This is a genomic window from Sutterella massiliensis, from assembly GCF_016899755.1.
GTDB classification, from domain to species: domain Bacteria; phylum Pseudomonadota; class Gammaproteobacteria; order Burkholderiales; family Burkholderiaceae_F; genus Sutterella; species Sutterella massiliensis.
In genome coordinates this window covers 1-541 of the sequence record NZ_JACJJC010000236.1, presented here as the reverse complement: position 1 = coordinate 541, position 541 = coordinate 1, and the positions used below count along the sequence as shown (strand labels likewise).

The window sequence follows — 541 nt, the reverse complement described above, 5'->3', positions numbered from 1 at the left end:
GACCTCCCTAAAGAGTCGTTCGAGACCAGGACGTTGATAGGTCGGGTGTGCAAGCGCTGTGAGGCGTTTAGCTGACCGATACTAATTGCTCGTGCAGCTTGATCCTATAACCGTGAAGCCTTGAAGAGTCGAAGCTCGAAGAGGACTTCCAGAAAGAATCGAAGCGCAGTCGAAACCTGCAGTCATTTCCTTCCAAAGTTTTCAGCCTGGCGACCATACCGTTGCGGAACCACTCCTTCCCATTCCGAACAGGACAGTGAAACGCTTCAGGGCCGATGATAGTTGGTTGTATTTCCAGTGAAAGTAGGTCATTGCCAGGCTCCCCATAAAGAAACCCCTCGATGCTCAGCGCTCGAGGGGTTTCGTCTTATTAGTGAAAGGGTTGCTTTTTCGCAGCGCTCTTCCAAGAGTTCAGAAGAAGATATTTTTCAAAAGCTCTTGACAAACAGACATGAAATCAGTAAGATTTCAATTCTGCGCTGAACGAAATGTTCAGCAGTTCTTTAAAAATTCGATTCAACGAACCGATAAGCGTGAACGT

2 rRNA genes are annotated in these 541 nt (G+C 47.3%); both read left to right on the top strand.

The window, feature by feature from the left end:
• Positions 1–106, top strand: a 23S ribosomal RNA gene (locus tag H6A60_RS12350); the annotation flags it as partial.
• 99 nt (positions 107–205) lie between these two features.
• A 5S ribosomal RNA gene (gene rrf, locus H6A60_RS12345) occupies positions 206–320 on the top strand.
• Positions 321–541: the final 221 nt, after the last annotated feature.